The organism is Romboutsia sp., assembly GCF_051659545.1.
Taxonomy (GTDB): Bacteria; Bacillota; Clostridia; order Peptostreptococcales; family Peptostreptococcaceae; genus JBOFOR01.
Genome location: NZ_JBOFOR010000142.1, coordinates 1 through 14700, shown reverse-complemented (window position 1 = coordinate 14700; position 14700 = coordinate 1). Strand labels below are relative to the sequence as shown.

Sequence of the window (14700 nt, the reverse complement as noted above, 5' to 3'; positions counted from 1 at the left end):
AAATACATCTTTCATATTCTTAATTAAATGTTTAATTCTTTTATGCATAAATTTAAGTCCTACTTTCTATTATGATTAAAAATTATATCATAACTGAAAAATAGGACTTCTTAGGTTGACGGCTATGGATGCTACCCCTTATAAAAAATTCTATCTGTAATAGTAATTCTTATATTATATGTACAAATTGCCAAAATAGTTTCTAAATCTACTTTTTTGTCGATTTTTAATAATCTAATCTATTGTACCTAATATGAACTAGTTATATTTTAAATTAGCTTGCATAAATAATATTTAAATTTTATTCCTATTACTTAGTGTCATTTATATACGCAAATTAATATTATGGTATTAAGGCAATATTTCTAGCCTTGTCAATAAATAAAATGAATGTATTTAATATGTTATTTTATACAACATAAGGAGTGTTAAATATGAAAACTTCAAAATATAACCAATATACCAATGCTTATATTGGAGATACCTCTGGCTATCATAGCCTTGGCTGCGGTTGTAATGGATGTATTAGTTGCAATTGTGGCTGTAATCCAAAACCTAAGCCAACACCAAATCCAATACCAAAACCTATAAAAGATTGTTGCTGTACAAATAGTATAAGAAAAGCTTTATTAGCTATACAATCTACAGTTGCAGAAATGAATATTCCTGGATTTAGCATAAATATAACTCTTACAACTACAACAGGATTAATGTACCCGATATTTATGTCTGCATCAACTGCTGAACCAGTTATTATAGGAGAAGATATAATAACATACGGTAAAACAGCAATCTCATTATGTAATATCGCTAAAATAGATATTCAAAGTAGCCAGGTTGCAGGAACTGGTTTTGATGCTGCGTTGTTATCAAGCTTAGTTTCTATAACAACTTATTGCTCAGAATTAGCAATGGCAATAGATGATGACGATCTAAAGTATCGTTATCCAATGAGAGGAAATAAAAATCCTTGTTCTTCTTGTTACAATAACTCTAAGTGCGATACTACAGACTGTTGTTGTACTCCCGGAATACAAGAATATTTAAATGAAAATAAAGCCAATATAGATTCTATAAGTTACGAAGGGTCTTTGCAACACGTACAGTCTGTTTCAGCTGTAACAACTATAGTTAGCACAACTGTAGTTGCAGGTATTATAACAGTTGCTACTACAATACCTGTATTAAATAATGTAACTCCAAATGTAGTTAATACAACAGTTGTTAACTCTGTTGCTACTATACCTACAAAAGTAGTTACCTCTGTTGCTACTATACCCGCTGATCTTTTAGCTAATGTTACTAATACAACAGCTACTGCTGCTGCTCCTATTACTGTAACTTCTACTACTGTTGTTAATTCTGTTGCTACTATACCAGCTGATCTTTTAGCTGATGTTACTAATACAACAGCTACTGCTGCTGCTCCTATTACCGTAACCCCTACTACTGTTGTTAATTCTGTTGCTACTATACCAGCTGATCTTTTAGCTAATGTTACTGGAACAACGGCTTCAGCTGCTGCTCCTATTATTGTAACTCCTACTACTGTTGTTACTTCAGTTGGCAGAAATACACCATCTGCAGGTATCGTAACTGGTATAGGCTCTGCATCTAACTCATTTGTAAATTCAATTACCGCTGTATCTGTTCCAATTAAGAGTGATTATACAAATCCTACAGTTGTTGATGGTGTTATTTCTGGTTTAAGTGCTGCAACAATAGTTGCTACTCAACAACTACAAGGATTTATTATAACTGGAGTTGGAGTAGTTGCAGGTGGATTATTTGCAGGAGGAGTGACAATTGTCGATCGAAATAATAATCCTATATCAATAGTTCCATTCACTATACACACTTTAGGTGCAGCTGCTAATTTACTAGATGTTACAGGTGCTCCAGTTATTACTAACCATGTATTAACTGGTTTAGGAACTCCTACAACAACAACAGTTGTAACTAGTTTAACATTATCAACTGCAAATGCTGTAACAGGTGTCCTTCCTTCTACAATACCTGATAATTACCTTAATACTGTTACTTCTAGTAGTATCAATGTAGTATCTGGAACTCCTACTAGTGTTACTGTAGTTGATTCTATTGCTACAATACCTCAAACTGTTAACACTGTTGGTGTTGTTACTTCTAGTAGCATAAATGTAGTATCTGGAACTCCTACTAGCGTTACTGTAGTTGATTCTATTACTACAATACCTCAAACTGTTAATACTATTGGTGTTGTTACTTCTAGTAGCATAAATGTAGTATCTGGAACTCCTACTAGTGTTACTGTAGTTGATTCTATTACTACAATACCTCAAACTGTTAACACTGTTGGTATAGTTACTTCCACAACAATAGCTCAAATTTCCAATATTATATCTGGAAAGGCTGTTCAATCAGTAACATTAACTAACACATCTGTGTCTGCAGTTAATGGTGTAACTGTAACTCCTCAATTTACAACTGCAATGCAATCTGCAAGTACTTCTACTATAAGTGTCTTTGCTCCTGTTGTAGAACCTATCACAGGAACTATAGTAACTTTAGGTGGAGGAATAATGGTTGTTTCTTTACCAAATGGAGATATATCTATACTTTCTCTATGTGAAGTTCAATCAGTAGAAACTAAATAATACAATTTAATTTAATTTAATATGAAAACACCACTTTACAAGTAATTAAAAATATTTAAACAAAAAAATAATATAACTGAGCATTAATTTGTTAATAATCATTAGTGACCAAACTAAAAATAACAAATAAGGAGCTCAGTTATATTATGATTATTAACAGTAAATCAACTTTAAAAACTATGAAAGAATATTTATTTTTATATAGAAGTATTTTTTATCTTTTATTCACACTTATAATTTTATCTATAATTACTATGCAAAAAGTTCAATCTATAAAATTTATATATGAAAAATTTATCTCTAAACATTGGAATAAATCTCTTAATAGTTTCTACTATTTTCTGAATGATAAGAGTCACTCTATTAATAATATGATTAGAATTACAGCTAAAATAGGAGTATCCTTAATATCTAAAGATGAGATAGAAAAAACATCTATCTATTTACTAATAGATGACACACTTCAGCCTAAATTTGGAGAAACGTTTGAGAATAGATATAAGTTATTTGATCACGCAAAGCATACAGGAAGTTCATATATGAACGGACATTGTATTGTCTCTATTGCAATGCGTATCCCATTATTCAAAGGTGATGAAATTGAGTATATTACAATACCTCTTGGATATAAGTTATATGATAAAACAAGTACTAAATTACAGTTAGCTAGAAATTTGATAGAGATTGTAATGCCTGAATTATCAGATGTTCAAGTGGTAATATTATGTGATAGTTGGTTTACTAAAAAACCACTGTTAGAAGTTTTAGATATCTATGATAATCTTAAAATAATAGGTGCTTTGCGCAATGATACTGCTTTATTTGGTTTAAAACCTGACCCTACGGGCAAACGTGGAAGACCTAGAATAAAAGGAGAAAGATTAGATTATAGAGATTTTAATTTTAAAAAAGTAGATGGTTTCTTCGTTGCTACAATTAAATGCCTTACAAACTTAAGACCTAATCCTGTTATTATAACAGTTACTACAACTAATATAAATGATTTTTCGTCTGTAAGATTATATTTAAGCACTATAAGCATTGAAGATTTAAAGTCTAAACCTAAACGTGAAGAAAAATGTGAAGAGGAAGAAGAAAAACAAAATCTATATGATATTTATAAATTGAGATGGAGTATTGAGGTTATGTTTTATCAACAAAAACTATTTTGGTCGTTTGGATCATACATGGTTAGAAGTAAAGTATCTATTGAAAAATATATAAATCTTATAGGGGTAGCCTATTCAGCGATGATAATACTACCCTTTATTAGTAAAGCTTTTGAAGATTATAAATTTTGTAGTCCTCAAGAAGTTAAGCATGTAATTGGCGAAGCCATTAGAGAGGAATTATTTTTTAGCAACTTGTTGAAAATAGACCAAATCAAGAAAAATCTAACTCACATACCATACCTATGTCAATTCAAAGACATAGAAGATTTGATGAGCTAGATTTTCTTGTAAAGTGGTGTATGAAAAGTTAAACTTATTATATTACAAAAGGAACTGGATTAACTCTTTAAGTACAGGTTTAATCTAGTTCCTTATTTTATAAATCCCTTGTAGCTTAATATCAACTAACCATCTTTATTATTGAACTTAAATTTTAATTTAAGTTTTATCCTTTATTTCAAATAAATTAAGCATGATTTTGCAACATTTATAATAAATAACTGATTATAGAAATATACTTTATTATAAATGTAATAAAGGGGGTAGTGTACTTGAGGCAAGTTGTAAAGGAAAAGATAGAATATAGCGGTATTAGTAGTTATATTCCTGATAATATAAAAGCCTTCACACAAGTTAATATTAATGAAATTATATATATAGATAAATCAACGCCTGATTTGTCTGATCTTGTAAAAGTTGAACTTAAAAGTAATATATCTAATAGTCGTATAGTAAAAACTCCTAGAGGAAAATCTCTAGATGGTCAATATTTAACAGGATGGAAACTTTTATCAAACGGTTTTCTTGATGTAAGATTGGATTATTGTTCAAATACTACAAATACGGCATTATGTACTACAAAGATCAAAATTCCATTTAATTGTGGAGTTACCTTAAGCGAAAAGTCTACATATAAATCTAAGATTATCAACACTGTCTTTATTGAAGATATTCATGCAGATATCCTAGATAAAAAATCAGCACTAATAAATGTTAATTTAATTTTCATTTCTGAAAATTGCGAGTAGGTGATTTTATGGTAATAGATGGTGTTGAAGTGATCGGTATAGATGATGAATTTCCCGATTATTTAGAATATTTCCAAGAGGAATTAGTATGCAACACGTTATATAAACCAGCAGAAAGTCCTTCTATACATAAGATTGTATCTCTCTCTGTAGATACATCCATAGTTTCTTCAAAAGTATTAGATGCTCCTGATAGAGGATTAAGTAACTCAAAAAATTATTTAAATAGAAGAGTTTTCGTAGAAGTTAATTTATATTTTAGATTAAAGTATACTAAAAATACTACACAGCAATATATTTATACTATGAATGAGGAAGTAACTAAAGTATTTTATATGTCTATGCCAAAATATTTAGATAATACTCCTATAGAAGACTTACTCAGACATAACAAAATTAATATCACTTCATATATAGCAGATATTTATGCTAAAGAAAAAGATGAAAATAGTATCTACACTAGGGTTCTTCTTTTTATATCTGCAAATTTAAAAAACAGATATAAAATATATCAATAAGTTTGATATATAATTTATAATTTCTTTTATTATTGATAGTTAGGAGGTATGTGTATGAATAATAATATTTATTCAACAATCTACGAAGATATCTGTGGCTATATTCAAGGAAGTACTGATAATTTAGAGTTTAAAAGTTCTGTTTCTGATGTCAGAGTTGATTTGATAGTCGAACAAAAAAAATTCTTAAAACTCTGGGGGCAGGTTAAAGATTGTGACAATATATCTATACAAGGTGTAATTGTAACCCTTTTAAAACCAGAATATATAAACAATAAAATAGAATATAAAGTTGTTAAAACAACTAAGTCTGATTGTATGGGTATCTATCAATTTGAGATAGATGAACTAGATAAAGGCCTTAAATATAGAGTTGTTGTTGATGATATATAAATCATATTTCAATGTAGGAGGATTTTATGGGAAAACTTATCAGGAATTTGATAGAGTACAATGGTATCGAATCTTGCTCTTATGGAAATTTGGAACACTTTACACAAATGAATACAGACTATCAATTTTGCATTCCATCTCAAAAGCCAGATATAGAGCAAATAGTTAGGGTTTGGGTTAAAGGAGATATAGAACACTATGAAGTTATAAAAACACCTATAGGCATCTCTTTTGAAGGTCAAGAATCAACAGGGTTTAAACTTTTAATAGCAGGGAGTCTGGATTTAAAGATTGAATATGTTGCATGTGGCTGTGCTCAATCTATTCATACTGCGCATACTAAATTCCCATTTTGTGGGCATGTAGTATTGCCAAAGAATTTTAACACATCGTCTATATTATTTCCAAATATATCAATTGAGGATATATTCTCTGAAAAAATAGACCCAAGATGTATTTATAATAATGTAACACTACTTTTGATAGCTGATATATGTTAACGGAGGGATTCTATGAATTATGATAGTTACAAGCTCGATACATCTATACAATCTATTTATCCGCAAAATCCTAAATATTTTAAAGAAGGAACTATATGTGAAATAATATCTATACCATCTTTTAAGCCTGACATCGAAAGCATATTAGATTTTTTAGTTTGGCCAGAGATAGTTGATGCAAATTTAATTGAAGCAACTCAAGGAGTTTCTAATGAAGGAATATTACTAAGTGGTCAAAAATTAGTAGTTGAGCTTAAACTAAGGCAAAAATTAACTTACGTTGAAAATGAACCTGAGCACTCGGTTCATGCCAATTACTTTGAAACTTTAAAAAGTATTGTTGTAATGCTTCCTGAAAAATTTTCAGGAAAGAAAACTTGTGATTTATTGCGTGTTAAAAGAGTTTCTATAACACCATATATTGAAGACGTTTATTATAAAATACTAGATGAAAGAAATATATACAACTGTATATTAATCTTTGTTGATGTGAAATTCTGTTAATACACATAGTGATAAAAGGGAGGGTGTCCTTGTGAGCCATGATTTAAAATTTATTAAATCATCTTCATCAAATGAGGCAGTAGTGGGTGATATAATTACCTACGAGCTACTTTTGACAAATGATGATTGTCTAAAAATTGAAGATATTGTAATTACTGATTTACTAAGTCCAGAGCTTAAATTTATAGAAGGCAGTATTAGAATAAATTTAGCACCAAAACCAGATGCAAATATAATAAGTGGAGTCTCTATTAATAAATTAGAACCAACTCAAAATATAAGAATAAATTTTGATGCACAAATTATAAATAAAAAGAATGATATGATTATCAACGCATCTACAGTGGAGTATACTTATAGACCTAATCTTGATAAGCCTACTATACGAAGAGTACTTATGAGTAATGCTATGTGTATATATGTAAAAAGAGTTAATATTGACATTATTAAATTAGCTGATAAAGAAAATCTTTCTTTAAATGATACTGTTACTTATACTATAAAGCTTGTAAATGATGGTGATCTTGATTTAGATAATGTCGTTATTTTTGATAAGATTCCAAATAGTATTAAAGTTATTGATGGAAGTTTTAATATTAATTCTCAAATTATACACAGTGTGAACTTAAAACTAGGCGTTAATGTTGGTTCGCTAAAAAAAGGGTGCTCCACAACTATCACATACACAGGATTAGTTGTTGGTAGTGGATCGAATGGCAAAATAATAAACAAATCATATGCAAAATATACCTATACTCTTTTGAATGGATATGGTGGGTTTGGAGTTAGCAATGAAGTATCTTGTGCTATATCTATTGCTATATCTAACTTTAAACAAATTAATATTGGGGAATATATAAATATAGAACCTAGTAAACCTAATATAGATCAAATTAATGATATAAAGGCTAAAGTTTCAATAAAAAGTTCTCACATAATCCAAACTCCAGTAGCTGTATCTAGCGAAGGTCAGCATCTTAGTGGTTACAAACTTGTCATACAAGGTGTGCTAAGTCAAGTTATTCAGTATACATCGACTCAGCATGACCAACAAGTTTATTCTATGTATGTAAATAAGCCTTTTAGTAGTTTTATAATTTTGCCTTATGATTTTGAACCTGGAAGACGTATAGATGTCAATGGCGAAGCAGAGGACATCTATCATAGTTTGGTCAACGAAAGATACTTCTTTACTAATACAACAATTTTATTAGTTGCTAAAGTTATGAACTTTTAGCAACTAATACCTACCTATTAAATCCCTCGATAAAAAAGTTGAACTATATAATGCACTTATGAATAAATTGATAGTGAAGACAAAATTTAGGGGGAGTAATATGATAGAAAATTCTCTAAGTGTATGTATTATAACTAAAAATGAAGAAAAGAACATTGAAAGATGCTTAAAAAGTATACAAAATTTAGCTGATGAAATAATTGTTGTAGATACTGGTAGTACTGATAACACTGTAGATATTGCTAAAACTCTTGGTGCCCAGGTGTATTTTCGTGAGTGGATAAATGATTTTAGTGATGCTAGAAATGCCTCTATAGATAAAGCAACTAAAAATTGGATTTTATTTTTAGATGCAGATGAAGAAGTTACAGATGAAGACGGTTTAGCTTTAAAACAAATTTTACAAAATGAAACTAGATTTGAAGGATTTTATCTACGATTAGTAAATATTATTGCTGGTGTAGATATAGGTGATGCTATTGTACTTAGAGTCTTTAAAAATAAACCAGAATATCGATTTAGAGGAAAAATGCATGAACAGATAATAAATTCTATGCAAGAACTAGCTGGTATGAATTGTATTGGTTCTACGTCTGTTAGAATACTTCATTATGGATATGATCCAGAGGTTTCAGATCCAATACAAAAACAAAAAAGAAATATAGATCTTTTAAATAGTTATCCAGATAATGAGAGAGATGGATATTTTTATTATTCTCTTGGAAATGAATATGCCCGAATTAGTGAGAACGATAAATCATTAGAAATATATCAACAAGCACTTGATAAAACAAATCTAAAACTTTTCAGACCTATTTATTATCCATATTTAGTATTAAATATTGCAAAGGTTTTATCTGTTTCTGGAAGATTCAATGATGAAATTAAATCTATAAAAAAATGTATAGAAACTAGTAGAGATTTCAAAGATATATACTTTATGGAATGTTTAGCATATATAGAATGTGCTAAATTCTCTAAAGCCAAAGAATCTCTTTTAAACTACTTAAATTGTCAACCTGGTCACTATGAATATCCCTCTAATAATTTTGATAAAAATTATAATATTGACGAATTACTAGGTCAGTTAAGCCAGGCTAGTATAGATCATGATGAAAAATTAATAAGTGCTTTAATTATAGCAAATGAGCATGAAGAAACACTTTTTGATACTGTAAAAAGTCTTAATGAAATAGCTTATGAAGTAATAATAATTACACCTAAAAATTCTAATTTCAACAGTACTAGAGTCAAAAATGTAGGTGCCCGAGTTATTGAAGTATCCTCTGATGATAAAGATAAAAACTTTATGATGGGTATTAAAAACTGTAGAGGCAAATATATTCTTTTGATAAATCCAAAAGAACTTTGCTCATTTGACACTCAAAAAGAGTTAATAAGAATGCTAAACAACACATCTCGTGAGTTATTCAATTTATTAACTATTAATCAAATTACAGGGTCAACTACAAATGAATTAAGGTTATTTAAAAATAACAAAAAACTCAACAACTTTAATGAATTTATAAACTTTATAAATTCTAAAAAAATAGATGATTTACCTATATATATACACAAAATATAATACTCGGGGGTGGTAATTTTTTATGACAAATTTAAAAGAAGAAAAAAACTTGAAAAGGATTTTAGTTGGAAGTCCTATTCATCAGTCTAATGAAATTTTGAAAGAATTTTTAATTTCTCTTATTGAGTTAAATCAAGATGATTTTGAAGTTGATTATTATTTTGTGGATGATAATTCAGATAAAGATTCCTCTACACTTTTAAACGAATTCAAAGAAAGTCAAGACAATGTTTATATTATATCTTCAGATGAAGATTTAGAATATATTTGTGATGATTTTACTCATAGATGGAGTGAAGACCTAGTTAAGAAAGTAACTAGATTTAAAAATAAAATGATTAGTTTTGCAAGAGAAAAAGAATATGACTATTTATTTCTTATAGATTCTGATATAGTACTTCACCCTAAAACATTAAAGCAATTAGTAAGCAATAATAAAGATATTATATCAAATATCTTTTGGACACAATGGAATCCAGGTGTTATGGAACTTCCTCAAGTTTGGTTAAAGGATGCATATACTTTATATAATGCAAAATCAAATCAAACTATAACGACTGGAGAAGTTGAAAGACAAACAAAAGAATTTATTGAACAACTAAGAAAACCTGGAGTTTATAAAGTTGGAGGTCTTGGCGCTTGTACATTAATAAGTAAAAATGCTCTTTCAAAAGATATAAGTTTTAATGAAGTATATAATATATCATTTTGGGGAGAAGATAGACATTTCTGCGTAAGGGCAGTTGCATTAGGTTTAGAGTTATATGTTGATACTCATTATCCAGCATATCATATATATAGAAGTAAAGATCTTTTAGGTGTAGAAGATTATAAGAAAAGTTTTTCTAAGCGTGACACTGAGATATTAGGTTCTAAGTTATTAGATTTAATAGTAGAAGGAGTAAATTCTGTAGGTACGTACTCTTTCCTTGAAGAATTATCTAATAATTTTATGAAGTACTTTACTTTTAAAGAGGGCTCTAGGCATGCTAATTCACGTTCTAAAGAGAGAAAAAAGGTTTTATCCAATAAAATAATTAATAAAACTAATGTATCTCAATGTACCATGACTTTTTATAATGAAAACACTAAAGTTATTGCTAGTTTAAAATTAGTGGTTAATGGATATAAAAACTTTATTACTTATTATGAAGAGTATCAAGCAAAGTGTGTGCTTTCATTACATCCAAATGGAGAGTTTTTAATAGATGAGTTTAATATAGAAAATGGTGTACTTCTTGATTTTATACCACTTGTTAGAAAAGTTAGAGAAACACCAAAAATAACCTTATCTATGTTGGTAAAAAATGAAGAAGGAAGATATCTAAGAAAGGTATTAGAATCTGCTAGGGAATATATAGATGAGGCTGTAATAATTGATGATGGAAGTACTGATAATACGGTGGCTATGTGTAGAGAAGTGCTAAAAGGTATACCTTTAAAATTAGTTGAAAATAAAGAATCTAAGTTTAAAAATGAAATAGATGTAAGAAAACAACAATGGTTTGAAACTATAAGCACAAATCCTGATTGGATTGTTTTCTTAGATGCCGATGAAATATTTGAAAATAAATTTAAAGATGAAGTCAGAGAAATAGTAAAAAATATGGATGCTGATGGCTATTTATTTAGACTTTATGATTTCTGGGATGAAGATCATTTTAGAGATGATAAGCTTTGGAGCGCACATTATACTTATAGACCATTTATGATAAGATATCAACGAAATTTCAATTATAAATTCCAAGAAACAGCTCAACATTGTGGTAGAATGCCTGCAAATGTTACTGAATTAAATTGTCAATTATCTAATTTAAGGCTTAAGCATTATGGATGGGCAAAAGAAGAAGATAGAATACAAAAATATAATAGATATATGGAATTAGATCCAAATGGTATATATGGTTCTCTGCCTCAATATCAATCTATATTAGATAAGCAAGTAACTTTATCAAAATGGAATGAGAGGGAATAAGTATGAATACTTTAAGTGTTTGTATTATAGCTAAAAACGAAGAAAACAATATCTCTAGATGTCTAGCGAGTGTAGAGCATATAGCAGAGGAGATAGTAGTAGTTGACACTGGAAGTACTGATAATACAATCATGATTGCTAAAAGTTTTGGAGCAAAGATAGTTTATCATGAGTTTAATAATGATTTTGCAGGCGCAAGAAATAAAGCACTGGATAATGCAACCAAAGACTGGATATTATATTTAGATTGTGATGAACAACTTGATTATGAAGATGGATATAGACTAAAAGAAATTCTTAAAAGTGATAAATTTGAGGGTTACTGTTTATCACTTAGTAATATTATAGATGGTAGAAAAAATTTAACGTTACCATCTTTAAGAATTTTTAAAAATAGAAAAGAGTATAGATTTGTAGGTAAGATTCATGAACAAATTAATCCTGCTATTGAAAATTTTAGCGGTAAAGATAACGTTATTGTTACTGATATAAGATTCTATCATTATGGGTATGATGAGAATTATGCTGACATACCCGCTAAAATCAAAAGAAATTTAGCTATATTTGATAGTTATGATGAAAGTGAAAAAGATGGATTTTTCTATTACAATTTAGCCAATGAAAATTTAAGAATAAATAACTTAGAAAAAGCTATTGAATGTTATTTGAAGGCTAATGAGTCTGAAGATGATAACGGATACAAGGTTTATATTCCTATGTATGTAACTAAGGCATTGCATGGTCTTGGCAGATATAAAGAAGCCATATCACATGGTAATGTATTCCTTAAAAGTTATCCTACTTACAAAGATTTATACTTTATAATGACTGCATGTTTTTATGATTTAGGTATGTTTAAAGATGCTCGAGATTGCTTGTTGAATTATATTGAATATTCAAAATTTGATTATGGTTATCCAAAATTTAATTTTGAAAGTAATAATGATATAAATTCATTACTTTTAGAGTTAGAAGGTAAGACAGAAAACAATTCTTTATAAATAGCCCAAAGGCAATAGGTAACCTTATATAAAATGATAATTATCTATTGCCTTTTTAATAATTACAGCATAATCCCCATAACTCCATTTATTTTGAGAAGTACCTCCTCCTGTTCCTCCACTTCCTCCTGAATCTATATTCCCATCACCCTCTCCGAATATAGATACTGTACATATACATAACGTCAAAATAATTATGAATATTTTTAAATACCTTTTCACAAATTTATCACCCTCTCTTTTATATATCATACAATCGAGTAGGAGCTAAATAATTATTTTATTTAGCGTCCTCTCACACCACCGTCATAGCCGTCAACTTAAGAAGTCCTATTTTCTAATTATGATATAATTTAAAATCATAACTAGAAAGTAGGACTTCACTTTATGCACGAAAGAATCAAACATTTAATTAAAAATATAAAGTACATATTTAATATTGATGAAATAAATAAAATAGGCAAAGATACAAAATTCATTCAAAGAGAAAGTAATATAACAGCAAAGGATTTTCTTGTTTTTAATATTTTTCATGGGGAAGATATATGTAGTGCTTCCTTATCGCAACTAGCATCTAAGTATGATGCTCTATTTGGAATACAAGTCTCTAAACAAGCCATAGATAAGCGATTTAATGAGTGCTCTGTCGCGTTCATGCAAAGGATTTTTAATCAAATGATGTACAGTCAAAATGTAATTTTGCAAGATTTGAAAAATACTTTAATGCTACATTTTAATAGAGTAATAATAAATGATTCAACTGGATTTGAATTACCTGAGGGATTCAAGGAAGAGTTTCCAGGTACAGGTGGTTCAAACTCTTCAGCTGCAATAAAAATACAATTACAATATGAACTTTTATCGGGTACATTTATGAGATTAGATATATTTTCTGGAACAACAAATGATGCTGATTACTTAAATATTATGAAAAATGATAAAGGTCTAAAAGATTTGAAACTAGCCGACTTAGGCTACTTTAAGATTGAATACTTAAAAATGCTTGATAAATGTGGGTCTTCATTTATCTCTAATATAAAAAATAATACATCATTATATAGAAAAAATCCGAATCCTGAAAGGTCTAAATCTGGAGCTATAAAGAAATCTAGTGAATACATAAAAATAGATATCTTAGAGTTAACAAAGCCTTTGGCACAAGGCGAAACAATCGAACTCAAAGATATCTACATAGGTTCCAAAAAGGAACTAAAAAACAGATTAATTGTAACAAAATTAACTGAAGAAAACAAGATAAAAAGAGAAAATACATACAAAAAAAGTACTCGAAAAAGTCGTGAGGGGATAAAGGAAAATAGATTAAATTTTAGTATCATTAACGCTTATATAACTAATATAGATGCTGAATTACTTGAACCTACACAGGTTCATGATTTATATAGTTTAAGATGGCAAATAGAAATAATGTTTAAAGTTTGGAAATCTATATTTAAAATTAACCAAGTAAAAAAAGTTAAAATGGAGAGATTTAAATGCTTTTTATATGGAAGATTAATCGTATTATCGCTATCTTCTTCAATAGTTTTTACAGCTAAAAATGTTATTAAGGAAGAAGATGATAAAGAAATTAGTGAACTAAAATCTTTTGGAGCTCTCGCTCAGTATTTACCTAAACTTGCACATGAAATCTTTAAAAGTGAACTCTGTATCATACGGATTTTAAGAAGAATAATACTCAATTTTAAGAGATTTAGCATAAAAGAAAGGAAAAATCATAAAAAAACAGTTTTTGATATCCTAGAAATCATTAATTTAAAGGCTGATAAGATAGAAAGAATTGCAATTTAATAAAAATCTAATATCAAATCCACTTAAATTTAAGTATAAAATTCTTAAGTTTTTGGTAGTGTACTTAAAAATACAATTGATATGATTTATGAAAAAATAATCTTTCATTTCTTTTTAAACTTCAACGTAAATAAAACGTCAACCTAATAATATATTTTGATATATATTAGGTTGACGGCTATGACACCACCGTGCGTACCGTCCGGTACACGGCGGTTCATTAAGTTCCATGCACTTTTGAATATCTTTTGGATATGCTCATATATCCTAGATTTTCTAGATATTTATTAGTTAATGTTTTTGATAGGATTGGACTACTGGATATTCTCCAGTAGCCTTTTC

The 14700-nt window shown here is 28.7% G+C and carries 13 protein-coding genes; 12 read left to right on the top strand and 1 reads right to left on the bottom strand.

Annotated features, from left to right (window positions below):
- Positions 1-434 precede the first annotated feature (434 nt).
- The 11 genes from ACRC03_RS08160 (at position 435) to ACRC03_RS08110 (ending at position 12549) form a co-directional block, all read left to right on the top strand.
- Positions 435-2636, top strand: a complete 2202-nt coding sequence (locus ACRC03_RS08160) for a hypothetical protein (protein WP_438652069.1) — start codon at positions 435-437, stop codon at positions 2634-2636.
- 146 nt (positions 2637-2782) lie between these two features.
- Positions 2783-4087 (top strand): IS701 family transposase, encoded by a 1305-nt coding sequence (locus tag ACRC03_RS08155; RefSeq protein WP_438652068.1) that lies wholly within the window; start codon positions 2783-2785, stop codon positions 4085-4087.
- A gap of 266 nt (positions 4088-4353) precedes the next feature.
- Entirely contained in the window at positions 4354-4836 is a 483-nt protein-coding gene (locus ACRC03_RS08150) for a hypothetical protein (protein WP_438652067.1), read from the top strand.
- An 8-nt stretch (positions 4837-4844) separates the two neighbouring features.
- Positions 4845-5354 carry a hypothetical protein gene (locus ACRC03_RS08145; RefSeq protein ID WP_438652066.1) on the top strand — a complete coding sequence of 170 codons (510 nt, stop codon included), beginning with the start codon at positions 4845-4847 and terminating at the stop codon, positions 5352-5354.
- 54 nt (positions 5355-5408) lie between these two features.
- Positions 5409-5747: a hypothetical protein gene (locus ACRC03_RS08140; protein ID WP_438652065.1), complete on the top strand. Its 339-nt coding sequence runs from the start codon at positions 5409-5411 to the stop codon at positions 5745-5747.
- A gap of 26 nt (positions 5748-5773) precedes the next feature.
- Positions 5774-6247 carry a DUF3794 domain-containing protein gene (locus ACRC03_RS08135; RefSeq protein WP_438652064.1) on the top strand — a complete coding sequence of 158 codons (474 nt, stop codon included), beginning with the start codon at positions 5774-5776 and terminating at the stop codon, positions 6245-6247.
- Between the two features lie 12 nt (positions 6248-6259).
- Positions 6260-6751, top strand: coding sequence for a hypothetical protein (locus tag ACRC03_RS08130; protein ID WP_438652063.1), 492 nt, complete (start codon positions 6260-6262; stop codon positions 6749-6751).
- Positions 6752-6782: 31 nt separating this feature from the next.
- Positions 6783-7988 (top strand): SPOCS domain-containing protein, encoded by a 1206-nt coding sequence (locus ACRC03_RS08125; RefSeq protein ID WP_438652062.1) that lies wholly within the window; start codon positions 6783-6785, stop codon positions 7986-7988.
- Positions 7989-8088: 100 nt separating this feature from the next.
- On the top strand, positions 8089-9573 hold the full coding sequence (locus ACRC03_RS08120) for a glycosyltransferase (protein WP_438652061.1): 1485 nt from the start codon (positions 8089-8091) through the stop codon (positions 9571-9573).
- 22 nt (positions 9574-9595) lie between these two features.
- On the top strand, positions 9596-11548 hold the full coding sequence (locus ACRC03_RS08115; protein WP_438652060.1) for a glycosyltransferase family 2 protein: 1953 nt from the start codon (positions 9596-9598) through the stop codon (positions 11546-11548).
- 2 nt (positions 11549-11550) lie between these two features.
- On the top strand, positions 11551-12549 hold the full coding sequence (locus tag ACRC03_RS08110; protein ID WP_438652059.1) for a glycosyltransferase: 999 nt from the start codon (positions 11551-11553) through the stop codon (positions 12547-12549).
- A 24-nt stretch (positions 12550-12573) separates the two neighbouring features.
- Here ACRC03_RS08110 and ACRC03_RS08105 read toward each other — a convergent pair whose 3' ends face one another.
- The gene (locus tag ACRC03_RS08105; protein WP_438652058.1) at positions 12574-12771 is read right to left on the bottom strand and encodes a hypothetical protein; all 198 of its coding nucleotides are present in this window, start codon (positions 12769-12771) and stop codon (positions 12574-12576) included.
- 165 nt (positions 12772-12936) lie between these two features.
- Here ACRC03_RS08105 and ACRC03_RS08100 point away from each other — a divergent pair, with 165 nt between their 5' ends.
- Positions 12937-14358: an IS4 family transposase gene (locus tag ACRC03_RS08100; protein WP_438652057.1), complete on the top strand. Its 1422-nt coding sequence runs from the start codon at positions 12937-12939 to the stop codon at positions 14356-14358.
- Positions 14359-14700: the final 342 nt, after the last annotated feature.

Coding starts and splice junctions, on each gene's coding strand:
- ACRC03_RS08155 (WP_438652068.1), top strand. CDS start 2,783: ATGATTATTAACAGTAAATCAACTTTAAAAACTATGAAAGAATATTTA.
- ACRC03_RS08100 (WP_438652057.1), top strand. CDS start 12,937: ATGCACGAAAGAATCAAACATTTAATTAAAAATATAAAGTACATATTT.
- ACRC03_RS08130 (WP_438652063.1), top strand. CDS start 6,260: ATGAATTATGATAGTTACAAGCTCGATACATCTATACAATCTATTTAT.
- ACRC03_RS08135 (WP_438652064.1), top strand. CDS start 5,774: ATGGGAAAACTTATCAGGAATTTGATAGAGTACAATGGTATCGAATCT.
- ACRC03_RS08140 (WP_438652065.1), top strand. CDS start 5,409: ATGAATAATAATATTTATTCAACAATCTACGAAGATATCTGTGGCTAT.
- ACRC03_RS08160 (WP_438652069.1), top strand. CDS start 435: ATGAAAACTTCAAAATATAACCAATATACCAATGCTTATATTGGAGAT.
- ACRC03_RS08110 (WP_438652059.1), top strand. CDS start 11,551: ATGAATACTTTAAGTGTTTGTATTATAGCTAAAAACGAAGAAAACAAT.
- ACRC03_RS08115 (WP_438652060.1), top strand. CDS start 9,596: ATGACAAATTTAAAAGAAGAAAAAAACTTGAAAAGGATTTTAGTTGGA.
- ACRC03_RS08120 (WP_438652061.1), top strand. CDS start 8,089: ATGATAGAAAATTCTCTAAGTGTATGTATTATAACTAAAAATGAAGAA.
- ACRC03_RS08145 (WP_438652066.1), top strand. CDS start 4,845: ATGGTAATAGATGGTGTTGAAGTGATCGGTATAGATGATGAATTTCCC.